General features: G+C 70.0%; 20 protein-coding genes. 11 read left to right on the forward strand and 9 right to left on the reverse strand.

Annotated features, from left to right (window positions below; translation table 11 throughout):
* Positions 1-103: 103 nt before the first annotated feature.
* From aroF to AC6JA9_RS23330, 8 genes are all read left to right on the forward strand, one after another.
* Positions 104-1009: a 3-deoxy-7-phosphoheptulonate synthase gene (gene aroF / locus AC6JA9_RS23295; protein ID WP_223747448.1), complete on the forward strand. Its 906-nt coding sequence runs from the start codon at positions 104-106 to the stop codon at positions 1007-1009.
* Positions 1006-1695 carry a bifunctional demethylmenaquinone methyltransferase/2-methoxy-6-polyprenyl-1,4-benzoquinol methylase UbiE gene (gene ubiE, locus AC6JA9_RS23300; protein ID WP_473566165.1) on the forward strand — a complete coding sequence of 230 codons (690 nt, stop codon included), beginning with the start codon at positions 1006-1008 and terminating at the stop codon, positions 1693-1695. The genes aroF and ubiE overlap by 4 nt, the downstream gene beginning before the upstream one ends.
* Positions 1696-1732: 37 nt before the next feature.
* Positions 1733-2278 carry a shikimate kinase gene (locus AC6JA9_RS23305; RefSeq protein WP_223747446.1) on the forward strand — a complete coding sequence of 182 codons (546 nt, stop codon included), beginning with the start codon at positions 1733-1735 and terminating at the stop codon, positions 2276-2278.
* Complete coding sequence (locus tag AC6JA9_RS23310) at positions 2275-3546, forward strand: shikimate dehydrogenase (RefSeq protein ID WP_223747445.1); 1272 nt, start codon at positions 2275-2277, stop codon at positions 3544-3546. The genes AC6JA9_RS23305 and AC6JA9_RS23310 overlap by 4 nt, the downstream gene beginning before the upstream one ends.
* Entirely contained in the window at positions 3543-4562 is a 1020-nt protein-coding gene (gene aroC, locus AC6JA9_RS23315; protein ID WP_463750966.1) for a chorismate synthase, read from the forward strand. Before AC6JA9_RS23310 ends, aroC begins: the two co-directional genes overlap by 4 nt.
* Positions 4559-5629, forward strand: coding sequence for a 3-dehydroquinate synthase (locus AC6JA9_RS23320; RefSeq protein ID WP_223747443.1), 1071 nt, complete (start codon positions 4559-4561; stop codon positions 5627-5629). The genes aroC and AC6JA9_RS23320 overlap by 4 nt, the downstream gene beginning before the upstream one ends.
* A complete protein-coding gene (locus AC6JA9_RS23325) occupies positions 5626-6915 on the forward strand; it encodes a 3-phosphoshikimate 1-carboxyvinyltransferase (protein WP_497957848.1) in 1290 nt (429 codons plus the stop codon). Before AC6JA9_RS23320 ends, AC6JA9_RS23325 begins: the two co-directional genes overlap by 4 nt.
* A 77-nt stretch (positions 6916-6992) precedes the next feature.
* Positions 6993-8294 carry a citrate synthase gene (locus tag AC6JA9_RS23330; RefSeq protein WP_223747441.1) on the forward strand — a complete coding sequence of 434 codons (1302 nt, stop codon included), beginning with the start codon at positions 6993-6995 and terminating at the stop codon, positions 8292-8294.
* An 89-nt stretch (positions 8295-8383) separates the two neighbouring features.
* Here AC6JA9_RS23330 and AC6JA9_RS23335 read toward each other — a convergent pair whose 3' ends face one another.
* Positions 8384-10198, reverse strand: coding sequence for an AMP-dependent synthetase/ligase (locus tag AC6JA9_RS23335; protein ID WP_473566162.1), 1815 nt, complete (start codon positions 10196-10198; stop codon positions 8384-8386).
* Between the two features lie 81 nt (positions 10199-10279).
* Between AC6JA9_RS23335 and AC6JA9_RS23340 the strand changes: the two genes are divergently transcribed.
* The 3 genes from AC6JA9_RS23340 (at position 10280) to pyk (ending at position 13095) form a co-directional block, all read left to right on the forward strand.
* The gene (locus tag AC6JA9_RS23340; RefSeq protein WP_194869028.1) at positions 10280-10657 is read left to right on the forward strand and encodes a hypothetical protein; all 378 of its coding nucleotides are present in this window, start codon (positions 10280-10282) and stop codon (positions 10655-10657) included.
* A gap of 102 nt (positions 10658-10759) precedes the next feature.
* Positions 10760-11545 (forward strand): bifunctional nuclease family protein, encoded by a 786-nt coding sequence (locus AC6JA9_RS23345; protein ID WP_223783641.1) that lies wholly within the window; start codon positions 10760-10762, stop codon positions 11543-11545.
* A 149-nt stretch (positions 11546-11694) separates the two neighbouring features.
* Complete coding sequence (gene pyk / locus AC6JA9_RS23350) at positions 11695-13095, forward strand: pyruvate kinase (RefSeq protein ID WP_267700789.1); 1401 nt, start codon at positions 11695-11697, stop codon at positions 13093-13095.
* A 19-nt stretch (positions 13096-13114) separates the two neighbouring features.
* On the opposite strand, the gene AC6JA9_RS23355 is transcribed toward pyk, so the two are convergent.
* The 8 genes from AC6JA9_RS23355 to AC6JA9_RS23390 all read right to left on the reverse strand — a co-directional run bounded on the left by AC6JA9_RS23355 (position 13115) and on the right by AC6JA9_RS23390 (position 22749).
* The gene (locus AC6JA9_RS23355) at positions 13115-13780 is read right to left on the reverse strand and encodes a DUF7986 domain-containing protein (RefSeq protein ID WP_223747437.1); all 666 of its coding nucleotides are present in this window, start codon (positions 13778-13780) and stop codon (positions 13115-13117) included.
* 15 nt (positions 13781-13795) lie between these two features.
* Positions 13796-14920, reverse strand: coding sequence for a glutamine-hydrolyzing carbamoyl-phosphate synthase small subunit (carA, locus tag AC6JA9_RS23360; protein ID WP_223747436.1), 1125 nt, complete (start codon positions 14918-14920; stop codon positions 13796-13798).
* The gene (locus tag AC6JA9_RS23365) at positions 14920-16224 is read right to left on the reverse strand and encodes a dihydroorotase (RefSeq protein WP_141323313.1); all 1305 of its coding nucleotides are present in this window, start codon (positions 16222-16224) and stop codon (positions 14920-14922) included. Before AC6JA9_RS23365 ends, carA begins: the two co-directional genes overlap by 1 nt.
* On the reverse strand, positions 16221-17114 hold the full coding sequence (locus AC6JA9_RS23370) for an aspartate carbamoyltransferase catalytic subunit (RefSeq protein WP_223747435.1): 894 nt from the start codon (positions 17112-17114) through the stop codon (positions 16221-16223). Before AC6JA9_RS23370 ends, AC6JA9_RS23365 begins: the two co-directional genes overlap by 4 nt.
* An 86-nt stretch (positions 17115-17200) precedes the next feature.
* Positions 17201-18448 (reverse strand): signal peptidase I, encoded by a 1248-nt coding sequence (gene lepB, locus AC6JA9_RS23375; protein ID WP_497957849.1) that lies wholly within the window; start codon positions 18446-18448, stop codon positions 17201-17203.
* Positions 18449-18522: 74 nt separating this feature from the next.
* On the reverse strand, positions 18523-19779 hold the full coding sequence (lepB, locus tag AC6JA9_RS23380) for a signal peptidase I (protein ID WP_223747433.1): 1257 nt from the start codon (positions 19777-19779) through the stop codon (positions 18523-18525).
* A gap of 3 nt (positions 19780-19782) precedes the next feature.
* Positions 19783-21594 carry a translation elongation factor 4 gene (gene lepA / locus AC6JA9_RS23385; RefSeq protein WP_141323305.1) on the reverse strand — a complete coding sequence of 604 codons (1812 nt, stop codon included), beginning with the start codon at positions 21592-21594 and terminating at the stop codon, positions 19783-19785.
* A gap of 213 nt (positions 21595-21807) precedes the next feature.
* Positions 21808-22749: an NAD-dependent epimerase/dehydratase family protein gene (locus AC6JA9_RS23390; RefSeq protein ID WP_223747432.1), complete on the reverse strand. Its 942-nt coding sequence runs from the start codon at positions 22747-22749 to the stop codon at positions 21808-21810.
* Positions 22750-22806: the final 57 nt, after the last annotated feature.

Genomic DNA, 22806 nt, shown 5'->3' on the forward strand with positions numbered 1-22806 from the left:
CCGCGACTGCCCTGAAATCACCTTCGGTTGTCTTCTAAGCCATAACGGCTATACATGCACCAAGGAGTTCAAAACCTCTTGAACTCGGTGGATGGGAGGGCTCGTGGGAGGCAAGCAGCCAGACGAATCCGCGCCGGCGGTGGCCGGGAAGGAGACGGGCGCGCGGCGTGTGCTCCGAGCCTTCCGTCCCGAGGGCACGCGGGTGCGTGCGGGCTCGGTGGAGGTGGGTGGACCGGGGTTCGTGGTGATGGCGGGGCCGTGCGCCGTCGAAGGTCTGGAGCAGGTGGACCGGACCGCCGCCGCCGTGGCCCAGGCGGGCGCCCACGTGCTGAGGGGTGGCGTGTTCAAGCCCCGCACCAGTCCCTATGCGTTCCAAGGAATGGGCGAGCCCGGCCTGCACCTGCTGGCCGAGGCGGGCCGTCGCCACGGGCTGCCCATCATCAGTGAGGTGATGGAGACCGCGCAGATTCCCTTCATGGCGGAGTCCTCGGACATCCTCCAGGTGGGCGCGCGGAACATGCAGAACTTCTCGCTGCTGCGCGCGCTGGGCAAGGTGCGCCGGCCGGTGTTGGTGAAGCGGGGCCTGTCGGCGACGCTGCAGGAGTGGCTGCTGGCGGCGGAGTACGTGCTCGAGGGCGGCAACGAGCAGGTGATGCTGTGCGAGCGGGGCATCCGGACGTTCGAGACGGAGATGCGCAACACGCTGGACCTGGCGGCGGTCGCCTGGGCCAAGCAGCGCACGCACCTGCCCGTCATCGTCGACCCGTCCCATGCGACGGGGCAGGTGGACCTCATCCTGCCCATGTCCCTGGCCGCCGCGGCGGCGGGCGCGGACGGGCTGCTGATTGAAGTCCATCCCCGGCCCGAGCAGGCGCTGTGCGATGGGAACCAGGCGCTGACGCCGGAGCGCTTCCAAACGTTGATGCAGCGGCTACCACCCGTGCTAGACGCGGTGGGTCGACATCTTTGGCGGCCGGAGAGTCCGGCCCAGGTCGTGAGGGCGAGATGAGCACCGAAGTCCGTCAGATGTTCTCCTCCATCGCCACGAAGTACGACGTGACGAATGAGGTCCTGTCGTTCGGCATCCATCGTCTGTGGCGACGGACGGCGGTGCGCCTGAGCCAGGCGAAGCCGGGGGACAGCGTCCTCGACTGCGCCTCCGGCACGGGTGACCTGGCGCTCGCGTTCAAGCGCAAGGTGGGCGCCACGGGCCACGTGATTGGCACCGACTTCTGCGCGGAGATGCTGGAGAGCGGCCCCGCCAAGGCGGCGAAGGCGGGGCTCCCAGTGGACTTCCAGGTGGCCGACGCCATGGACCTGCCCTTCGAGGACAACCGCTTCGACGTGGCGTCCATCGCCTTCGGCATCCGCAACGTGGATGACCCGGTGAAGTGCCTGAGCGAGATGGGCCGCGTGGTGAAGCCGGGCGGCCGCGTCGTCGTGCTGGAGTTCGGTCAGCCCACGGGCATCTTCGGCGCGCTGTTCCGCTTCTACAGCAAGACGGTGATGCCCACGGTGGGCGGCCTGCTCACCGGCAACCGCGCGGCGTATGAGTACCTGCCCCGCACGTCGGCGGCGTTCCCCGCGGGGGAGCGCTTCCTGTCGCTGATGGACCAGTCCGGCGCCTATGCGGAGCGAAGCGCGCATCCGCTGACGTTCGGAACGGCGAACGTGTATGTCGGCCTCGTCCGCTGAGCCGCGGCAACACCTCGTCGAGAATGTCCTCTCCTCGGTGGATCCCCGGCTCAGGCCGGCACTGAGGGACGCCCTCACGCGCCCGGGGCCCACGCCCCGTCCCGCTGCGGGGCAGACCGTGGTGCTGGGTGGCCACCGGGGCGCCGGCAAGTCCACGCTGCTGCCCCGCGTGGCCCGGCTGCTCGGGCGCACGGGCGTGGACCTGGACGCGCACCTGGAGAAGACGCACGGACGTCCGCTGCGCACCTGGGTGGCCCAGGCCCCCGCCGAGTTCCGCGCCGCCGAGCGCCGCGCGCTGCTGGAGCTGCCCCCCGGGGGGCTCGTGGCCGTGGGCGGCGGGTTCCTGTCGCATCACCCGGACGCGCTCGCCGGCACCTTCACCCTCATCATCCCCGTGACGTTCGAGACCTACCGCGAGCGGCTGCTCACGGACCGGACGCGCCCCCGGCTGCGACCGGAGGTCTCCCTGGAAGAGGAGATCGCCTCCATCTTCCGCGAGCGCGAGGCGCTGCACGCCCGCGTTCCCACCGTCGCCCTGGTGGACTTCCTCCGGGGCTGCCTGCATCCCGAGGAGGTCTTGTGACGCCCGCCCGGCGCATCGTGACGCTGCCCCCCACCCTGCTCGGCCCCGACGCCGTGCACTTCGCCCGGGGGTGCCAGCGTCGCGGCGCCGACGTGCTGGAGATTCGCACCGACCTGCACGCCCCCGACGCCGTGGACGCCGCCGCGCTCGCGGACGTGCTCCCGCTGCTCGTGTCCGAGCGTGGCAAGCCCCTTCCTCCCGCCTGGGTCGCCGCCGCGTGGCGCGTGGACCGGGACCTGATGGACGCCACCGGGCAGAAGGGCCCGCTCGACGCGCCCTCCGGCAAGCTGCTCGCGTCGCACCACGCGGACCGGCAGCTCACCACCGATGAAGCGCTCGCGCTGTGGTCGCGCGAGCTGCCCGCCGACGCGCTGGTGAAGCACGTGGAGCCCATGACGGACCCGGCCCACCTCTCCGTGCTGCTGGAGACGCAGCGACAGCTGGGCGAGCGCTTCGGCGTGTCGCGCGTCACCGTGCTCGGCATGGGCGCGGTGGCGCTGCCGGCGCGCGCGGTGCTGGCGCGCAACAACCTGCTCGACTACGTGGCCGCGGGCGGCTCCTGGGCCGCGGCGCCGGGACAGCGGCTGCTCGACGACGCCGTGCGCGAGTGGAGGGGCGCGGACCGCACGACGCTCCCCGCCCCCCTGCGCCTGGGCATCTTCGGGACGGCCATCACCCACTCCCGCTCGCCCCGCATCCACCGCCAGCCTTTCGACCGCATCGACCTCCCCGAGGACGGACCCGTCGAGGCGGTGCTCGACTCGCTCGTGCCCCACTACGGCGGCTTCGCCGTCACCAGCCCCTTCAAGCTGCGGCTCGCGAAGCACACCGGCTCGTCGCTGGACGCCATCAACACCCTGGTCCGCCGGGGCTCCCAGTGGGAGTCCTTCAACACCGACACCGAGGGCGCCCGGAAGGTCCTGGAGCGCCTGGACGCGAAGGACGTCGTCATCCTGGGCGACGGCGGGGCGACCTCCGCGCTGCGCACCGTGGCCGCCGAGCGTGGCCAGGCGCTGCGAGTCCTGCGGCGCGCCGACATCCAGGGGCCGGTGACGGGGGCCGTCGTGTGGACCTGGCCGGACCGGGTGGCTCCACCGGATTCCCTGCGATTCGAGCGAGCACGCGTCGCGGTGATCGCGTACGGTGCGCCCGGCCGACGCATCGCGGCGGAGATCACGCGGCGCGGCGGAACCCCGGTCCTGCTGGGTGCGGCGTGGTTCGTCGCGCAGGCCCGGCGACAGCGCCAGCTCTGGGAGACCGCGACATGAACACCTTCGGCGTCCTCTTTCGCTTGACGACCTTTGGCGAGAGCCACGGCCCCGCGCTCGGCGCGGTGGTGGACGGCTGCCCCGCGGGTGTGCCGCTGACGAGCGCTCGCATCCAGGCCGCGCTGGACCGCCGCCGCCCGGGCCAGTCCGCGCTCGTCACACCCCGCAACGAGCCGGACCAGGTGGAGATCCTCTCCGGTGTGTTCGAGGACAAGACGCTCGGCACGCCCATCGCCGCCATCGTCCGCAACACCAACCAGCGCTCCGGTGACTACAAGGAGCTCAAGCAGGTGGACCGGCCCGGCCACGCGGACGCCGTGTGGCGCGAGCGCTACAAGCACCGCGACCACCGCGGCGGCGGGCGCACCAGCGGCCGCGAGACGCTCTGCCGCGTCATCGGCGGCACCATCGCCGAGGCGTACCTGGAGCGGGACATGCCCACCCTGAGCACCGTCGCGTACGTGTCCCAGGTGGGCGACCTCGTCGCCTCCGTGCCCGCCCCGGGCCTGACGCGCGCCATGGTGGACGCACACCCCACGCGCTGCCCCGATGAGGCGGTGCGCGAGGAGATGTCCCGCCGCATCCTCGCCGCCAAGGAGGCCGGAGACAGCCTGGGCGGCTCCATCGACATCCGCGTGGAGGGCCTGCCGGTGGGACTGGGCGAGCCCATCTTCGGGAAGATCAAGGCGCTCATCGCCCAGGCCCTGGGCAGCGTGGGCGCCGTCACCGGCGTCGTCTGGGGACCGCCGGACCTGATGCAGCGCATCGGTCAGCCGGGCACCCAGTTCCACTCCGTGAAGGACGTCTACGGCGGCATCCAGGGCGGGCTCACCAACGGCGAGCCGCTCCAGGTCCGCGCCTACTTCAAACCCCCAGCGACGCTGGCGGACCACGCGAAGGGTGGCCGTCACGACCCGTGCATCATGCCCCGCGCCGTCCCGGTGCTGGAGTCCATGGTGTCCCTGGTCATCGCAGACCTCGTCCAACAGATGAACGCACGCCCCAACACCCTATGACCCCCTACCCTCCCGGCGCCTACCGTCCACCCAACGATCGCTGGGGACCCTTCACCCGACTCGCCAGGCGCCTCCCCGAGGGAAGCCTCGCGGTGGTGGACCGCACCGTCGCCAGGCTCCACCCGACGCTCCTCCCCGCGCTCGAGGCCCGCGCGCCTCGCGCCATCGTCCAGTTGGTGGGCGGTGAGAGCGCCAAGAGCTTCGCGGCGCTGGAGAAGGTGCTCGCCGCGGGCCTGTCCCTGCCGCGCTCGGGCACGCTCGTCGCCGTGGGCGGCGGCACCGTGGGAGATGTCTCCACCGTGGCCGCGCACCTGCTCAAGCGCGGCGTGCGGCTGGTGCAGGTGCCCACCACGTTGCTCGCCGCCGTCGACAGCAGCCTCGGCGGCAAGGGCGCGGTGGACCTCACCGTGAAGGGCCGCGTGGTGAAGAACCCCGCCGGCGTCTTCCACTACGCCGACGAGTCGTGGATCTGCCCGGAGCTGTTCGCCTCGCTGTCGCCCACGCAGGTGCGGGAGGGCTCGCTCGAGGCGTGGAAGATGGTCATCAGCCTGGATGCGGCCCTGTTCCGCCGCTACACGCGCACGCCCCCCGCGCTGGAGAGGCTGGTCAAGCACGCGCGCGGGCTCAAGGAGAAGGTCTGCGCCCAGGACCCGTACGAGTTCCAGGGCCTGCGCCGGGTGCTCAACTTCGGCCACACCTTCGGCCACGTGCTGGAGAGCGTGTCCCACTTCAAGCTGTCGCACGGCGACGCGGTGGGGCTGGGCATCCTGCTGGCCCTGGACGTGGGCCGCCACCTGGGCGTCACCCCCGAGCCCATCGCCGCCCAGGCGGAGGCCGCGCTGGAGAACGGCCCCGGCGTGCTCGGCCGCGAGCGCGTGGCCCAGCTGCTGCGCCCCGCATCGCTCAAGACCATCACCACCCTGCTCGACGCCGACAAGAAGGCCGGCGCCAAGGGCGAGCTGCGCATGGTGCTGCTGACGGCCATCGGCGCCACCGAGGTCCGCGACGTGGGCCCGGAGACGTGGCGCGCGCTGTGGCCCGCGTGGGCGAAGGGGGTGCGCCCGTGAGCGCCAGCACCCATCGCATCGTGGTGGAGACCTCGGGCCTGAAGGCTTCGCCCCTCACGCCGCCCGTGTCCAAGTCGGACGCGCAGCGGGCGCTGGTGCTGGGCCACCTCACCGGCTCCTGGCCGCTGCCCTCCGTGCAGGCCGAGTCCGACGAGGACCTGCCCGCCGACGTGCGCGTGCTGCGCCGGGGCGTGGAGGCCCTGCGCCTTCCGGCCGGCCCCGTGCGAGACGTGGACTGCGCCGACGGTGGCGCCCCGTTCCGCATCCTGGCCACCCAGGTCGCGGTGACGCCCGGCGCGCGCGTGCGCCTCACCGGCACCCCTCGCCTGGGCGAGCGTCCCCACGGGCCGCTCTTCACGTCGCTGAAGGACGCGCTCGGCCCCGCGGGGCTCACCCTCACCGAGGGACAGCCCTGGCCGGTGGAAATCACCGCGCCCACGGACACGTCCTCCGTCGAGCCCGTGTTCCGTGTCCCCGGCTCGCAGAGCAGCCAGTACGCCTCCAGCCTCCTGTTGGGCTGCGCGGCGCTGTCCCTGCGCGAGCGCCGCGCGTGGAGCGTGGACATCGAGGGCACGCTGACGAGCGCGGGCTACCTGGACCTCACGCTGACGTGGCTGGAGCGCTTCGGCTTCGAGCTGAAGAAGTCCGCCTCCCGCTACACCGTCTGCGGCTACACCCCGCCGCCGAGCGTCCCCACGCTCCCGGGCGACTGGTCCTCGCTGGGCTACCTGCTGCTCGTGGCCTGGAAGGCCGGCGGCACCGTGGAGCGCGCGGACACGGCCAGCGCCCATCCGGACCAGGCCATCCTCCGGCTCATCGAGCAGGTGGGCTTGAGGACCGAACCCGCGTCGGAGGCGCACGTCCTGAAGGTGACGGGACGGCCCACGGGCGGCCTGCGGGCTTCGGGCAAGGAGTGCCCGGACCTGTTGCCGACCCTGGCGGCGCTCGCCTGTGTGCTCCCCGCGCCCTCCACGCTCACGGACGTCGGAATCCTCCGACTGAAGGAGAGCGACCGGTTGGAAGGCATCCGGGACCTGGTGACGGCCTTCGGCGGCAAGGCGGAGCTGGAGGATGACACCCTCCTCGTGACGCCCCCGTCCACGCCGCCCGCCCGTTTCGAGATGGACAGCCGGGGTGACCACCGGCTCGCCATGACGGCCGCGACCCTGAGCGTGCTGTCCGGAGTGACCCTCGTCCTCACCGGCCCCGAGTGTGTCGAGAAGAGCTTTCCGGGCTTCTGGCGTCAGCTCACCCGCTCGGGCGTCCGCATTTCAGCGTCCCCGTAGGAAACATCAGTGTCTCCCTCACCGACTTATCGTTCTTTTTTGTTGAAAGCGATCTGCGCCCTGTGAAATCTCCGCCCATGCCCAAGGACACGCTGACGATCACCGACAATCGGACCGGCAAGACGTACGAGGTCCCGGTCGAGCACGGCTGTATTCGCACCAACGCCCTCCGCCAGATCAAGGTCTCGGACGATGACTTCGGTCTGATGGGCTACGACCCGGCGTTCCTCAACACCGCGAACTGTAAGAGCGCCATCACCTTCATCGACGGTGACAAGGGCATCCTGGAGTACCGCGGCTACCCCATCGAGCAGCTGGCCGAGAAGTCCAGCTATCTGGAGGTCGCCTACCTCCTGCTGAACGGTGAGCTCCCCACCCCGAAGGAGCTGGAGCAGTTCGTCCACCTGGTGACGCACCACACGTTCGTGCACGAGAACGTGAAGTCCTTCATGGACGGGTTCCGCTACGACGCGCACCCCATGTCCATGCTGGGCTCCACCGTGGCCGCGCTGTCCAGCTTCTACCCGGACGCGAAGAACACCAAGGATGCGCTCAGCCGCCGCATCCAGATCACCCGGCTCATCGCCAAGATGCCCACCCTGGCCGCGTTCTCCTACCGGCACACGATGGGCCTGCCCTACATCTACCCGGACAATGACCTGTCCTACGTCGCCAACTTCCTGGCGATGGTGAAGCGCATCGGCACCACCACCTACAAGGTGCACCCGGTGCTCGAGCGCGCGCTCGACGTCCTCTTCATCCTGCACGCGGACCACGAGCAGAACTGCTCGACGACGTCCGTGCGCACGGTGGGCTCGTCGGAAGTGGACCCGTACTCGGCCGTCACGGCGGGCATCGGCGCCCTCTACGGCCCGCTGCACGGCGGCGCCAACGAGGCGGTGCTGCGCATGCTGCGTGAGATCGGCCACATCTCCAAGGTCCCGGACTTCATCAAGTCGGTGAAGAGCGGCGAGGGCGAGAAGAAGCTGATGGGCTTCGGCCACCGCGTCTACAAGTCGTACGATCCGCGCGCCAAGGTCATCAAGCGCGTGGCGGACGAGGTCTTCGAGGTGACGGGCAAGAACCCGTTGCTGGAGCTGGCCGTGGAGCTGGAGCGCATCGCGCTGCAGGACGAGTACTTCGTCAAGCGCAAGCTCTACCCGAACGTCGACTTCTACTCCGGCCTCATCTACGAGGCGATGGGCTTCCAGGCGGAGATGTTCCCCGTCCTCTTCGCCATCCCCCGCACGGTGGGCTGGTGCGCGCAGTGGGAGGAGATGGTCCTGGACTCCGAGCAGAAGATCGCCCGTCCGCGCCAGGTCTACACGGGCCAGAAGCGCCGGGACTACGTCCCCATGGACAAGCGCGCCGCGAAGTAGGCCGCGGTCCTCCGTGAGGTGAGAAGGGGCGAGGGACCCAAGAGGTTCCCGCCCCTTTCTGCTTGCGGGCCACCCTGCCCCGCACCGCCTCAGCCCGTGTGGGCCGCGCCGAGCTCCGCGTAGAGCGACTCGATGAGCGCCGCGTGCTTCTGCTCCACGGCCTTGCGGCGGACCTTCAGCGTGGGCGTCAAATCACCGGCGTCCACGGAGAGCTCCTGCTCCAGCACCGCGAAGCGCTTGATGGTCTCGAAGCGGGACAGCTTCGGGTTGATGTCGCGGTCCAGCTTCTCCTGGAGCAGCTGGCGCAGGCGCGCGTCGCGGGCGAGCGTGCCCACGTCCTCGGGCCAGCCCTTCTCCTTCGCCAGGGCGCGCACCTTCTCCACGTCCAGCGCCAGCAGGGCCACCAGGTAGTTGCGCCGCTCGCCCACCACCACCGCGTGGCCCACCGCGGGCAGCGACTTGAGCAGCTCCTCGATGTTTCCCGGGGCCGTCTTCTTCCCGCCAGAGGTGACGATGATCTCCTTCTTGCGGCCGGTGATGTGCAGGTAGCCCTCGCCGTCCAGTTGCCCCACGTCCCCCGAGTGCAGCCACCCGCCCTCCAGCAGCTCCGCGGTGGCCTCCGGGTTCTTGTAGTAGCCCATGCACACGTTGCCGCCCTTGACGAGGATCTCCCCGTCCTCGGCGATGCGCACCTCCACGCCGATCATCGCGCGCCCCACGGTGCCCAGGTGCGTGGCCTCCTGGGTGTTGACGGTGCCGGGGCCGGACACCTCCGTCATGCCCCACACCTCGTGGATGAAGATGTCGATGGAGGCGAAGAACTCCAGCACCTCCCGGGCGATGGGCGCCGCCGCGGTGGCGAAGAAGTCCACCCGCTCCATGCCGATGCGGGCCTTGAGCGGCTCGAACACCAGCCGCTGCGCCAGCTTGTACTGCGCGTCCAGCGTCACGGGGATGCGCTCGTGGCGCTGGGCCCGCGAGTGGTACTCGGAGGCCACGCCGCGCGCCCAGGACACGATGCGGCGCTTGAGCGGGGGCTGGGAGCGCAGGCCCTCCTCCGCCTTGGCCCGGAACTTCTCCCACACGCGGGGCACGCCGAAGAAGAACGTGGGGCGCACGTCCTTGAGGTTGCCCGGCATCGCCTCCACCGAGTCGGCGAAGTACACCTGGACGCCGAGCATCAGCGGGCTGTGCAGCGAGATGACCTGCTCGGCGATGTGCGACAGCGGCAGATACGAGAGGATGACGCCGTCCTGCTTGCCGAACTCCACGGCCATGATGAGCTGGCGCGACGTCCAGGCGATGTTGTGGTGGCTGAGCATCACCCCCTTGGGGTGGCCCGTCGTCCCGGAGGTGTAGATGAGCGTACACAGCGCCTCCGGCTGGAGCGCATTGACGCTGTCCCAGTAGGGCTTGTCGTCCACGCCCGTGCCGCGCGCCAGCACCTCCGAGTAGCGCCACACGCCCTCGGGCAGGGGCCCCTCCGGCACGTCCAGGGCGATGATGTGGCGCAGATTGGGCAGCCGGGCCTTGAGCGCCAGGCCCGTGGCCAGGTGCTTCTCGTTCTCCACGACGAGGACGGTGGCCTCACAGTGGCCCAGGATGTACTCGAGCTGCTCGAGCGCGCTGGTGGTGTACAGGCCCACCGGCACCCCGCCCATGGCCATGGCGGCCAGGTCCGCGACGTGCCACTCCTCGCGGTTGAAGCTGATGATGCCCAGCGGCTGGCCCGCGCCGTAGCCCAGGCTCCTCAGGCCCAGGGCGAAGGCCTTGACCTTCTGGGCGTACTCGAACCAGGAGGTGGGGACATAGGCGCGTCCTCGACGCGTCCAGAGGGCCGGCCGATGCTCATGCTGCGCGGCCCGGTCATGGAGGGCATGCACCATCGTCTTCGGGAGGTCCATCCGACGGACGCTACCGGATGTAGGGCCCTCACCACCACGCCCCCTTTTCGCGGACGTTGACAGCTGGTTGGAGGGCTTTGTATGCCGCGCCCGACCATGAGCATCGACTTCACCTGCCAGAAGTGCGAGGCAAGCTTCGAGCTTGACGTTCAAGACCTCATCGAGGGGACGGAGAAGATCGTCTGTCCCCACTGCGACGCGAAGGCGCCCGCGAATCTCACGGAGGACTTCGTCGCCGCGCTCTCGGAGATGCGCGCGCAGATCGCCGTGCTCGACAAGAAGTTCGCCGTCTCCATGACGCTGGAGTCGGAGGACGTCGCGGACACCCTCGACGACGAGGATGAAGACGAGGACGAGGACTCCGAGGACGAGGATGACGACCTCGACGAGGATGAGGACGAGGACGTCGACGACGAAGAGGACTACGACGACGAGGACGAGGACGACGAGCGCCGCTGACGTTCGCTCCCTTGCCCTCCGGGCGGCCGGTTCGTGGCGCCCAGGGCAACCGGGCGGAAGCCGTACCCTCCCGACAGGGGTGCGGGTGCGTAGCTTCAGGGTGTGAGAACACCCAACCGCGCCACTTTCTTCTTCGCCCCCCTCTCGGCGCTGTTGCTGGCGCTGGGGGGGACGTTGCTGCTCCCCGCCTTCACGGCGCCCGGTGCTGTCGCCGCCACCCTGCCTGGCGCCACCGAGCAACCCTGCATCACCGAGCACGGGGGCGACCCCAAGGCCTGCTCGGAGCTGGTCGAACTGGAAGTCCAGGACGTCGTGCCGCTGATGGAGGCCCAGACGCACGCGGTGGTCCTCACCACCAAGGATCGCCAGGTGGTGCTGCCCGTCTTCGTGGACGAGGCCTCCGCCGTCTCCATCGCCTTCCGCCTGGCCAAGCGCGAGCCGCCGCAGCCGCTGGCCCAGGACCTCCTGGACAACGTGGTGGACGAGCTGGGCGGCAAGGTGACGGAGGTCCGCATCGACGACCTGCGCGACAACGTCTACTCGGGCCGCGTCTTCCTGGAGCAGGGCGCGAAGAAGATGACGCTGGAGGCCCGACCCTCGGACTCCATCGCCATGGCGCTCACCAGCCACGCGCGCATCCGCGTCACGCGCAAGGTGCTCACGCTCGCGGGCATCAGCCGCGAGGAGATCGAATCCCTCCAGGAGGGTGGCCCCGGCGTGGGTGGCAGCGGCCCGGGAGGCCTGATGGACGAGCCCGCCCCGCTGCCTCCTCCCGGCATGCCCGCCCCGGGCAGCGCGCCTCCCATCGACATGGACGCGGAGGTGCTGCCGCCGGGCCACCCGCCGCTGGGCGCGCCCAAGGGCTCGGGGAAGACCCTCGAGCTGTGACGCGCCCCGTTGGACGCGAGAAAGCCCGGCCCCCCCTCCCAGGGAAGCCGGGCTTTCTTGCTGAAGCTCGGTACTTGGACGCGAAGAGTTAGTCCCCCGAGCGCGAAGCTGTCAAGCCACGCACCCGGGCGCCTAGGATGCGTGCACCTATGCGCAAGGCGAAGATCATCTGCACCCTGGGGCCCGCAACGAGCTCGCTGGAGGCCATCGAGGGCCTCATCCGCGCGGGCATGAACGTGGCCCGGCTGAACTTCTCGCACGGCACGCATGACGAGCACCGCCACCGGGTGTCCCTCATCCGCAAGGCGGCCCAGCGGCTGAAGCTGCCGGTGGCCATCCTCCAGGACATCCAGGGGCCGAAGATCCGCCTGGGAAAGTTCGAGGGAGGACAGCTCGTGGTGAAGCCGGGCCAACGCGTCACGGTGACGACCCGGGCCGTGGTGGGCCAGGGCTCCATCATCCCCACCCCCATCAAGTCGCTGGTGAAGGACGTGGCGGCCAGGGACGCCATCCTCCTGGACGACGGCCGGGTGCGCCTGCGGGTGCGCAAGGTGTCCGGCCAGGACGTGCTGTGCGAGGTGGAGGTGGGCGGCCTGCTCAAGGACCACAAGGGGTTGAACCTGCCCGGCTCGCCCATGTCCGTGCCCACGATTACCGCCAAGGACGAGGCGGACCTCGCCTTCGGCCAGGAGGTGGGGGTGGACTACGTGGCGCTGTCCTTCGTGCGCACCGCCGAGGACATCCACCGCGCCCGCAAGCACGTGGCGAAGAACAAGACGCCGCTCATCGCCAAGATTGAGAAGCCCCAGGCCGTGGAGCAGTTGGAGGCCATCGCCCGCGCCGCGGACGGCATCATGGTGGCGCGCGGGGACCTGGGCGTGGAGATGCCGCTGGAGCAGCTGCCCGCCATCCAGAAGCACATGGTGAAGGTGGTCAACCAGATGGGCGGCCTGGTCATCGTCGCCACGGAGATGCTGGAGAGCATGGTGGGCAACCCGCGCCCCACGCGCGCGGAGGTGTCCGACGTGGCCAACGCGATTCTCGACGGCGCGGACGCGGTGATGCTGTCGGGCGAGACGGCCGCGGGGCGCTACCCCACGGAGGCCGCGGCCACCATGGCCCGCATCGTCGAGGAGACCGAGCGCGGCGTGACGCGCCACCAGCACCACTCCCCCTTCGAGCGCTCGGAGGATCTGGGCACGGGCGTGGCGGCGGCGGCGGTGGCGGCGGCCGGTCAGCTCAACATCGGGACGATTGTCGCGTACACGGAGAGCGGCCACACCGCGCGCCTCATCTCCGAGTTCCGCCCCAACGCGCGCATCATCGCGCTGACGCCGAGCGAGACCACCGTCAACCGGATGTCGCTGTACTGGGGTGTGACGGGGCTGCAGGTGCGCCGGGTGCGCACCACCGACGCGATGCTGGGCCAGGTGCGCAAGCTGTGCCTGCGCGAGGGCATCTGCGAGGAGGGCGCGCCCGTCGTCGTCGTCGCGGGCGTGCCGCTCAACATCCCTGGCAACACCAACCTGATGAGCATCCACCGCGTGTGAGCGCGGTGGACGCGCGTCGTCAGAGCACCTTCTGCTCGAAGTCGTAGATCTTCTCGACGGAGAGCTGGCGGTAGCGGTCCATGTTGAGGGCGCGGCGGGCGCACTCCCAGACGAGCTCGTTGGGGGTGCGCTGCGGCTCCTTCTTCTTGCGGCGTTTGACTTCGGCCTTGATGGACTTCAGCGCCACGCGCGGGTGGTAGCAGAACGCGGCGGAGAACAGCAGGTGCCCGCCGAAGGGGATGAGCCGGGCCTCCAGGATGTCGCCCGTCTCCAGCCCCGCGATGTGGCGGCGCTCCGTCACGTCGAAGTCCTTGCCCGAGTACAGCTCGCGCAGCCGCACCAGGCCCTTGGCCAGCTTGCGGACCTCGAAGAGCCCGTGGACCGTCTCGGTGAAGCTGCGGAAGGCGTTGGCCTCCTCGGGCGGGGTGTTGGCCAGCCGCTGCTCGTAGAACTCCGCGGCCGGCGTCTTGCCAGTGAGCGGCGAGACGCGGTCGTAGAGGTAGAAGTCGAGGAACGACGCCATGCGCAGCTCGAAGAGCTTGTCGTCCTCGAAGACCTCTCCCGTCAGGCGGAAGTACTCCGCCTTGGCCGCGAGGAGGTCCTCCTTCCGGGACTCCGCGCTGCCGAAGGCGATGAGCTGGTCCAGGTACGGCTGGTAGGAGAGCGGTGACAGCGGGGAGTCCATATTGGGTGGTAGATCCTACCCCGCCATCAGCTTCGCGAAGCGGCCGAAGAGATAGCGTGCGTCGTGGGGGCCCGGAGAGGCCTCGGGGTGGTACTGCACGCTGAAGGCCCGCGCGTCCGGGACGGCCAGACCCTCCACCGTGCCATCATTCAGGTTGATGTGCGTCACCACGGCCTTGCCCTTGAGGCTGGCGTCGTCCACGGCGAACCCGTGGTTCTGCGCGGTGATCTCCACCTTGCCCGTCGTCAAATCCTTCACGGGCTGGTTGCCGCCGCGGTGGCCGAACTTCATCTTGTACGTCCGGCCGCCCAGCGCCAGGGCCATGATCTGATGCCCCAGGCAGATGCCGAACACCGGCACCTTGCCCAGCAGCGCCGCCACCGTGCGGTCCGCGCCCTTCACCGCCGCCGGGTCTCCGGGGCCGTTGGCCAGGAAGACGCCGTGGGGCTTGCGGGCCAGCACCTCGTCCGCCGTGGTGTGGGACGGCACCACCGTCACGCGGCAGCCCACGTCGACCAGGAAGTGCAGCATCGACTTCTTCAGGCCGTAGTCGTACGCGACGACGTCGAAGCGGGGCTCGCCCTGGGGGTGGGCCTCGCCGATGCCCGTGAAGACGTCCGGAGAGGGCGCGGTGAAGGTGTACGGCGTCTTGGTGGACACGCCGGTGGCCAGGTCCAGGCCCTCCATGCCGTGCGCCGTGCGGGCGCGCTCGGCCAGGGCGTTCGGGGACAGGCCCTCGCTGGAGATGACGCCCATCTGCGCGCCGTGGGTGCGCAGGTGGCGGACCAGGCGGCGGGTGTCCAGGCCCTCGATGCCGGCGACGTTGTGGCGCTTCAGGTACGCGTCCAGCGACTCCTTCGAGCGCCAGTTGGAGGGCTGGCTCGCGAGGGCGCGCACCACCATGCCCACCGCGTGCGGCTTGCCCGCCTCCTCGTCCTCCGGCGTCGTGCCGACGTTGCCCATCTCCGGGTAGGACATGGTGACGATCTGCCCGACGTACGAGGGGTCCGTGAGGATCTCCTGGTAGCCGTACATGGACGTGTTGAAGACCACCTCACCCACCGTCTCGCCGACCGCGCCGAAAGCGCGACCCTCGAAGGTGGTGCCATCCGCCAGGGCGAGCACTGCCCGCTTCGTCATCACCGCGACTCCTTCACCTGACCGTCGGCGTACACCTTCCGGCCAGAAACCCAGGTCTGCACCACGCGTCCCTTCTGCTTACGGCCATGGAAGGGGGTATTCCGGCTGCGGGAATAGAACCGGTGGGCATCCACCGTCCACTCCTCCGAGGGGTCCACCACGGTGATGTCCGCCGGAGCCCCGGGGGCCAGGTGGCCGCCCGGCAGGCCGAACGCCTTCGCCGGGCCATGCGAGAGCAGTTCCACCGCCCGCTTCGCGTCCAGCCGCCCCGCGTGCACCAGCTCCATCGTCAGCCCGAGGGCCGTCTCCAGCCCCACGATTCCGTTGATGCCCTTCTCGAACTCCACCTGCTTGTCCAGCACGCCATGGGGCGCGTGGTCCGTGGCGATGGCGTCGATGGTGCCATCGACGATGGCCTCGCGCAGCGCCTCCACGTCCCGGTCCGCGCGCAGGGGCGGCGCCATCTTCGCGTGCGTGTCGTAGTCCCCCACCGCCCGGTCATCCAGGATGAGGTGGTGCGGCGTCACCTCGGCGGTGACGAACAGGCCCCGGCGCTTGGCCTCGCGGATGAGCCGCACGCTGCCCTCGCAGGACACGTGGGCGATGTGCAGCCGGCCCTTCGTCTCCTCGAGCAGCACCAGGTCGCGCGCCACCATGGCCACCTCGGCGGACGCGGGGATGCCGCGCAGGCCCAGCCGAGTGGACGTGGGCCCCTCGTGCATGGCGCCACCGGCGGACAGCGTGAGGTCCTCCTCGTGCACCATCACCGGCACGCCGAACTGCGTGGCGTACTGGAGCGCGCGGCGCATCAGGGCCGCGTTCATCACCGGCCGGCCGTCGTCGGTGATCGCCACGCAGCCGGAGGAGATGAGCTCGCCCGTCTCCGCCAGCTCCTCGCCCTTGAGGCCCTTGGTGATGGCCCCCGCGGGATACACGTGGCACAGGTTCGCGGCGCGGGCGCGCGACAGCACCAGCTCCGTGACGAGCCCGCTGTCGTTGACCACCTTGGTGTTGGGCATGGCCACCACGGCGGTGAAGCCCCCGGCCACGGCGGCGCGGCAGCCGGTGAGCACCGTCTCCTTGCCCTCCTCGCCCGGCTCGCGCAGGTGCACGTGCAGGTCGATGAAGCCCGGCAGCACCCACTTGCCGTCGGCGTCCACCACCTCGGCGCCGGCGGGCGCGGACAGCGGCGCGTCGGAGACCTGGGCCACCTTGCCGTCCTGCACCAGGACGTCGCGCACGCCGTCCACGCCGTTGCGCGGGTCGATGACGCGGCCTCTGCGGAAAAGCACCGTGGCACTCATGACGTGCAGACCTCGAGGATGGCCCGCCGCACGGCGACGCCGTTGGACACCTGCTCCAGGATGACGCTGCGCGCCCCGTCCGCCACCGAGGGCGCCAGCTCCAGCCCTCGGTTGATGGGGCCCGGGTGCATCACCAGCGCGCCCGCCTTCATCCGCTCCTCGCGCGCGGCGGTGAGGCCGAACAGCCGCGAGTACTCCTTCGTGGAGGGCAGGAACGCCTCGCCCATCCGCTCCAGTTGCAGCCGCAGGCACATCACCGCGTCCGCCTGCGGCAGCGCGGCGTCCAGGTTGTGCGTCACCTCCGCGCCCAGTTCCGCCAGCCCCGGCGGCATCAGCGTGGGCGGACCGCAGAACACCACGCGCGCGCCCAGCGCCTTCAGGCACCAGAGGTTGGAGCGGGCCACGCGGCTGTGGAGGATGTCGCCGACGATGAGCACCGTGCGACCGTCCAGGCCGCCCCAGCGCTGGCGCAGGGTGAAGGCGTCCAGCAGCGCCTGGGAGGGGTGCTCGTGGGTGCCGTCGCCCGCGTTGATGACGGCGCAGCGCACGTGCCTGGCGACGAGGTGCGGCGCGCCCGACGAGCGGTGCCGCATGACGATGGCCACGGGGCCCGTCGCCTCGATGTTCCGGGCGGTGTCCAGCAGCGTCTCGCCCTTGGAGGTGGACGAGCCGGAGGGGCTCCAGTTGAGCACGCCCGCTCCCAGGCCGCGGGCGGCCATGTGGAACGAGGTGCGAGTGCGCGTCGAGTCCTCGAAGAAGAGGTTGGCGACGACCTTGCCGCGCAGGGTGTGGGTGGCATCCGGGCCACCGGGCAGGTGCGCACGCGCCCTGTCGAGCACCGCTTCGAGCTCGTCCCGGCGCCAGCCTTCGATTCCAAGGAGGTGTCTCATGGCCGGGGCCGCCGCGTACCCCGGGCCGTGCGGCGCGTCAAGCACCGTCCGAGGGACGGCGGGTCGCTCGCCCCCCTGGGTGTGGTTCAGCGCACGGGCTCGAAGAAGCGGTCCACCCGCAGACCGGTGCCGCCGAACAGGCCGTGCAACAGACCACCGTGGCTCACCGACAGCCACATCACCAGCGCCTTGCCCTTGATGTGGCCATACGGGACGTAGGCCGGCTCGCCGTAGCCCCCGGGCCTGCCCAGCCCGTGGCGGCTGTCGGCGCTGTTGTCCCGGTTGTCGCCCAGGACGAACACATGGCCCTCGGGGACGACGTAGGGCCCCTCGTGGCGAGGCGTCCGCGTGGGCGTCTGGAGCACCGCGTGCGACACACCTCCCAGGTCCTCCCGGTAGAGCGCCTCCTGTCGCTCGAACCACGTCCCCTCCGCGAGGTCGTGCACGACGAACTCCGGGTCCTCGAGCTGGCGGGCCTGCGCCTGGCCGTTGATGTGCACCACGCCGTCGAACAGCTCCACCGTGTCGCCCGGCACGCCCACCACGCGCTTGATGTAGTCGGCGGACGTATCGACGGGGTTGTTGAACACGACGACGTCCCCTCGGGCCGGGGGCCGCAGGATGACGAACGGCACCACGTTGGCGAACGGCACGCGCACGCCGTAGATGAACTTGTTGATGAGGACGAAGTCGCCGATGTGCAGCGTGGGCAGCATGGAGCCGGACGGAATCCGATAGGGCTCCACGCAGGCGGTGCGGAACACCAGGGCGATGAGCAGGAACTTCGCCACGCCGCCGAAGAGCTCCACGGTGGACTCCTTGCGGAAGGCGCCCAGGTGCCGCTCCGTGAGGGCCGACAGGAGCTTCACCTCTCCGTGCAGCACGTCCGCGTCCCCGCGCACCGAGGCTGACTCCACCTTCAGCGCCTGCTCGGCGAAGAGCTCGCCCGTCCCCACGGCCAATGCCTGCTTCGCCTGCGCCCGGGCCAGGGCCCGCTCGCTCTCGTCGAGCTGCTCGCGCGCGGCGCGACGGGCCTGGAACCAGGTGGGCTGGACGCCACGCCGGCCCCAGAGGACGACGTAGTACGCCACCATGAGCAGCCCCAGCCCCTTCATCAGCGGCTGTGCCCAGCTCGCCGCCGAGGGCACGTACGCAATGAGCGTCATGTACGGAAACAGCGCCGCGGCGATGATGAGCACCGGGGCCCACAAGCTGGTGAGCCGCTCTCGCCACCGGAGCCGCTGGTAGGCCTGCCGTTGCGCGACGGTGCGCCGGGCCGCCATCAGGGAGGGCAACGACACCACGGACACGGCGGAGGGACTCGAGGAGCTCATGGTCGACCGCTCCCCTCTACGAACCACGAGGGGAACGATTGCCAGGAACTCCCGTCAGCCCGGGACAGGCGACGTCAGCGCACGGGCTCGAAGAAGCGGTCCAACCGGAGGCCGGTGCCGCCGAACAGCCCGTGGAACAGGCCGTGGTAGCCCAGGGACAGCCACACCACCATGGCCTTGCCCTTGATGTGGCCGTACGGCACGAACTCCGTGCGGCCGTAGCCGGTGACGCCCAGGCCGTGGCGGCTGTCGGAGCTGTTGTCGCGGTTGTCGCCCATCACGAAGACGTGGCCCTCGGGGACGACGTAGGGGCCCTCGTGGCGGGGCATGCGCGTGGGCGTCTGGAGCACGCTGTGCGGCACGCCGCTCAGGCTCTCCTGGTAGAGCGCCTCCTGCTGGTCGTACCACTGGCCGCTGTCGGTGATGTTGTGGACGATGTACTCGCCGTCCACCAGCTGGCGCGCCTGCGGCTGACCGTTGATGTGGACCACGCCGTCGTACATCTCCACCGTGTCGCCCGGCACGCCCACCACACGCTTGATGTAGTCGGTGGCCTCGTTGACGGGGTTGTTGAACACGATGACGTCGCCGCGCGCGGGGGGGCGGACGATGACGAATGGCACCACGTTGGCGAACGGCACACGCACGCCGTAGATGAACTTGTTGATGAAGACCTGGTCGCCGATCTGCAGCGTGGGCAGCATGGAGCCGGACGGAATCCGGTAGGGCTCCACGATGAAGGTGCGGAACACCAGCGCCACCAGCAGCATCTTCACGAAGCCGCCCACGAAGTCCGCCGCCGACTCCTTGCGGAACGCCCCCAGGTGCTGCGTGGTCAGCGCCTCCAGCGCCTTCACCTCGCGCACCAGCGCGTCCGAGTCACCCGCCGCCGACGCGCCCTCCACCTTCAGCGCCTGCTCGGCGATCTGCTCCGCCACCGCCGGGGAGACCTTCTCCCGCACGCCCGGCTTCTGGAGGATGCGCTCGTTCTCCGAGATGAGCTCATGCGCCTCGTGCCGCAGGCGCCGCAGCTGCTTCTCCTTGGGCGACACGTTGCGCCACACGAGCAGCGCCGCGAAGTACGCCACCATCAACAGCCCCAGCCCCTTCATCGCCGGCTGCGCCCACGAGGCCGCCGTGGGCACGTACTCGATGAGCACCGTGTACGGGAACAGGACGATGGCGATGATGCACAGCGGGGCCCACAGACTGGTGAGCATCTCCCGCCACACCAGCGTGCGCCGGGCGCGCACCTGCTCGGGGGTGCGCCGGGCCGCCATCACGGACGCCAGCTTCGCGGGAGGGGTGGCCGAAGGACTGGCGGCGTTCATGGGCTACTGCTCCGTCTTCAGGACCGCGAGGAAGGCCTCCTGCGGAATCTCCACCGTGCCCACCTGCTTCATGCGCTTCTTGCCCTCCTTCTGCTTCTCGAGGAGCTTGCGCTTGCGGCTGATGTCGCCGCCGTAGCACTTGGCGAGCACGTTCTTGCGCATGGCGGAGATGGTCTCGCGCGAGATGATCTTCGCGCCGATGGCCGCCTGGATGGCCACCTCGTACATCTGCTTCGGGATGACCTCCTTGAGCTTCTGGCACACCTCGCGGCCGCGCAGGTACGCGCGCTCGCGGTGCACGATGACGCTCAGCGCGTCCACCGGGTCCCCGTTGATGAGGATGTCCAGGCGCGCCAGGTCCGCCTCCTCGTAGCCCGTCAGCTCGTAGTCCAGGCTCGCGTAGCCGCGCGACACGCTCTTGAGCTTGTCGAAGAAGTCGAAGACCACCTCGGCCATCGGCATCTCGTACGTCACCTGCACGCGCTGACCGCTGCTGCCCAGGTACTTCATGTCCTTCTGCACGCCGCGGCGCTCCTGGCACAGCTTCAGGATGGCGCCCAGGTGATCATTCGGGACGTGGATGTGACAGGTGAGGATGGGCTCCTCGAACTTCTCGATGCTCTGCACCGGCGGCAGCTTCGCGGGGTTGTCCACGAGCAGGACGTCCCCCTTGCTGGTGGTGATGCGGTACACCACGCTGGGCGCCGTGGTGATGAGGTCCAGGTTGTACTCGCGCTCCAGGCGCTCCTGGACGATCTCCATGTGCAGCAGGCCCAGGTAGCCGCAGCGGAAGCCGAAGCCGAGCGCCGTGGAGGACTCGGGCTCGTACGTGAAGGCGGAGTCGTTGAGCTTCAGCTTCGCCAGCGCGTCGCGCAGGTTCTCGTACTGGTCCGAGTCCACCGGGAAGATGCCGGAGAACACCATCGGCTTGACTTCCTGGAAGCCGGGGAACGGCGCGTCCGTGGGACGGGCCTCCTCCGTGACGGTGTCACCGACCTTGGCGTCCTGGAGCTCCTTGATGTTGGCCACCAGCACGCCCACCTCGCCGGCCATCAGCTGCTGCACCGGACGGGAGAACGGGCTGAAGACCCCCAGCTCCTGGACCTCGAAGACCTTGTTGTTGCTCCACAGCTTGATCTTCTGCTTGAGCTTCAGCGTGCCCTCGAGCACGCGCACCAGCGTCACCACGCCCCGGTAGTTGTCGTACCAGGAGTCGAACACGAGCGCCTTGAGGGGCGCGTCCGGCATGCCCGTCGGCGGGGGCACGCGGGCCACCACGGACTCGAGGATCTCGTGGATGCCGATGCCCTCCTTCGCGGACGCGGGCACGGCCACCGACGCGTCGATGCCGATGACGTCTTCAATCTCGGCGCGCGTGCGGTCCACGTCGGCGCTGGGCAGGTCGATCTTGTTGATGACCGGGATGATCTCCAGGTCGTGATCCAACGCCATGTAGACGTTGGCGAGCGTCTGCGCCTCCACGCCCTGCGACGCGTCCACCACCAGCAGCGCGCCCTCGCACGCGGCCAGGCTGCGGCTCACCTCGTAGGCGAAGTCCACGTGCCCCGGCGTGTCGATGAGGTTCAGGACGTACTGCTTGCCGTCCTTCGCCGTGTAGTTCATCCGCACGGACTGGGCCTTGATGGTGATGCCCCGTTCGCGCTCGATGTCCATGTTGTCGAGGAACTGGGCCTGCGCCTCGCGCTTGCTCAGCGTCCCCGTCTTGTCGAGGAGGCGGTCGGCCAGCGTCGACTTCCCATGGTCGATATGGGCGATGATGCAGAAGTTGCGGATGTGCGCGTTTTCAGCCGGCATGTTCGGGGCGCTCGTCGAAAGAAGCGGGCGTGAGTAACATCGAACCGCGCGAAAATCTACGCGCGAACGACTGCCCGACGAGCAACCCGTCAGGGGCGCTCGATTGTTCCCCAAGCATCATGCCGCCCGAGGCACGCCCCAGGCCATGACAGGACCCCGGGAGGCACCCCGAGGGCCCCTCCCGGACTCCCCTGCCCTGCGACCCGGCGGGCTTCAGCCGTGGGCGCGGCCGGGCTCGGCCTTCTCGCGGAAGAACGCCACCGTGCGGCGGGCGCCCTCGCGCAGGTCCACCGTGGGCTCCCAGCCCAGGACCTTCTTCGCGAGCGAGTTGTCGATGCACGAGCGCAGCTGCTCACCCGGCTTGCCCGGGGCGTGGGCCGCGGGCGCGGACGAGCCGGCCGCCTCGGCCAGCAGACCATAGAGGCGGTTGATGTCCGTCTCCACGCCGGTGCCGATGTTGATGGCGCCCACGTAGTCCTTCTCGAAGGCCAGCCGGTTGGCGCGGGCCACGTCGGGACCGAAGACGAAGTCACGCGTCTGCTTGCCCTCGCCGAAGATGGTGCAGCCCTGCCCGGACAAGAGGCGCTGGCAGAAGATGGCCACCACGCCCGCCTCGCCGTGCGGATTCTGGCGCGGGCCGTAGACGTTCGCGTACCGGAGGGCGACGTACGGCAGGCCGTACTGGGCCTTGTAGTAGCCCAGGTACAGCTCGCCGGCCGCCTTGGAGACGCCGTACGGCGACACCGGCCGCGTGGCGTGGGACTCCGGCGCGGGGAACACGTCCTGCTCTCCGTAGATGGCGCCGCCCGTGGAGCTGAAGATGACCTTCTTGACGCCGGAGACGCGCGCGGCCTCCAGGAGGTTGAGCATGCCGCGGATGTTCACGTCCGCGTCGAAGCCCGGGTCGTCCACGCTGCGCCGCACGTCCATCTGCGCGGCCAGGTGGCAGAGGACGTCCGGCTTCTCCGCCTTGATGAGCTCCGAGGCCTCCCGGCTGCGGATGTCATGCACCGCCAGCCGGACGCGAGGGTCCAGGTTCTCCTTCCGGCCGCCGGACAGGTCATCCAGGGCGATGACCTCATGCCCACCCCGGAGGAACTCGTCACACACGTGCGAGCCAATGAAGCCCGCGCCACCCGTCACCAGGACTTTCACGCTATCGCTCTCCCCGCCATCCGGCCGTGGCCGGACCCGTCTTCACATCCAGGATCA

The sequence above is a fragment of the Myxococcus sp. MH1 genome (assembly GCF_059738865.1).

What these genes read in the sequence shown, in the direction of transcription:
- lepB (WP_223747433.1), bottom strand. Translation starts at nt 19,779, where the DNA reads ATGAACGCCGCCAGTCCTTCGGCCACCCCTCCCGCGAAGCTGGCGTCC.
- AC6JA9_RS23370 (WP_223747435.1), bottom strand. Translation starts at nt 17,114, where the DNA reads ATGAGACACCTCCTTGGAATCGAAGGCTGGCGCCGGGACGAGCTCGAA.
- aroC (WP_463750966.1), top strand. Translation starts at nt 3,543, where the DNA reads ATGAACACCTTCGGCGTCCTCTTTCGCTTGACGACCTTTGGCGAGAGC.
- carA (WP_223747436.1), bottom strand. Translation starts at nt 14,920, where the DNA reads ATGACGAAGCGGGCAGTGCTCGCCCTGGCGGATGGCACCACCTTCGAG.
- AC6JA9_RS23365 (WP_141323313.1), bottom strand. Translation starts at nt 16,224, where the DNA reads ATGAGTGCCACGGTGCTTTTCCGCAGAGGCCGCGTCATCGACCCGCGC.
- AC6JA9_RS23330 (WP_223747441.1), top strand. Translation starts at nt 6,993, where the DNA reads ATGCCCAAGGACACGCTGACGATCACCGACAATCGGACCGGCAAGACG.
- lepA (WP_141323305.1), bottom strand. Translation starts at nt 21,594, where the DNA reads ATGCCGGCTGAAAACGCGCACATCCGCAACTTCTGCATCATCGCCCAT.
- AC6JA9_RS23335 (WP_473566162.1), bottom strand. Translation starts at nt 10,198, where the DNA reads ATGGACCTCCCGAAGACGATGGTGCATGCCCTCCATGACCGGGCCGCG.
- AC6JA9_RS23355 (WP_223747437.1), bottom strand. Translation starts at nt 13,780, where the DNA reads ATGGACTCCCCGCTGTCACCGCTCTCCTACCAGCCGTACCTGGACCAG.
- ubiE (WP_473566165.1), top strand. Translation starts at nt 1,006, where the DNA reads ATGAGCACCGAAGTCCGTCAGATGTTCTCCTCCATCGCCACGAAGTAC.
- AC6JA9_RS23340 (WP_194869028.1), top strand. Translation starts at nt 10,280, where the DNA reads ATGCCGCGCCCGACCATGAGCATCGACTTCACCTGCCAGAAGTGCGAG.
- lepB (WP_497957849.1), bottom strand. Translation starts at nt 18,448, where the DNA reads ATGAGCTCCTCGAGTCCCTCCGCCGTGTCCGTGGTGTCGTTGCCCTCC.
- pyk (WP_267700789.1), top strand. Translation starts at nt 11,695, where the DNA reads ATGCGCAAGGCGAAGATCATCTGCACCCTGGGGCCCGCAACGAGCTCG.
- AC6JA9_RS23320 (WP_223747443.1), top strand. Translation starts at nt 4,559, where the DNA reads ATGACCCCCTACCCTCCCGGCGCCTACCGTCCACCCAACGATCGCTGG.